The following is a 614-nucleotide window of genomic DNA, read 5'->3' as shown; positions in this document are numbered from 1 at the left end:
CCATAAGTTAAATAGGCGGCTATGAAAGAGCAAAAAATTTCACCTATCTCCGTTTTGGATCAAAGCCCAATGTTTGTCTCTGGGGTGATGCAACGGATGTATCGCAACCGAGCGCAAGCAGAGTTATGTCGTCAAAATCAGATGACCTTAGAGATGGCCAGTGCGTTGGCAGCGTTAGAAGAGTTTCAGCCAATGAGTCAACAAGCGTTAGCCGATGCCGTTTTGACCGAACGAAGCGTTGCAAAGCGCATGGTCGATAACTTGGAAAAACGTGGTTTTTTGTTCGTTTCGAAGAGTGAGGCGAACCAACGACTGAAAATGCTCAGTTTGACGAAAGAAGGTGAAGCAACGATAAAGAAAGTTCATCAAATAATGAGGAACTTGCAGCGCGAATTCTTCTCTTGTTTATCAGAAGATGAGTCGGCAGAATTTTTTCGTTTGGTAAGGAAAATGACATTAGCAAATCATTCGTAAGCGTTTTCTCTGCGTTAAATCTCAGCCTTTTTGTAAAGCCTCAGCTATATTCTGAGGCTTTTTTATTTCATTTTTCAGATCAAACCGTACGATTTTAGAACCACAATACCGAACGTGCAGGTGACGGTTGAAAGCACGGT

Annotated in this window: 1 protein-coding gene; it reads left to right on the top strand. The window is 42.5% G+C overall.

The window, feature by feature from the left end:
• Positions 1–21: 21 nt before the first annotated feature.
• Positions 22–474: a MarR family winged helix-turn-helix transcriptional regulator gene (locus R7190_RS28700; RefSeq protein WP_318138040.1), complete on the top strand. Its 453-nt coding sequence runs from the start codon at positions 22–24 to the stop codon at positions 472–474.
• Positions 475–614 lie beyond the last annotated feature (140 nt).

The sequence above is a fragment of the Vibrio sp. 1078-1 genome, from assembly GCF_033340475.1.
This window is presented reverse-complemented; position numbering and strand designations above follow the sequence as displayed.

Bases quoted from the DNA above. Each gene is read 5' to 3' on its own strand.
- R7190_RS28700 (WP_318138040.1), top strand. From the start codon at position 22: ATGAAAGAGCAAAAAATTTCACCTATCTCCGTTTTGGATCAAAGCCCA.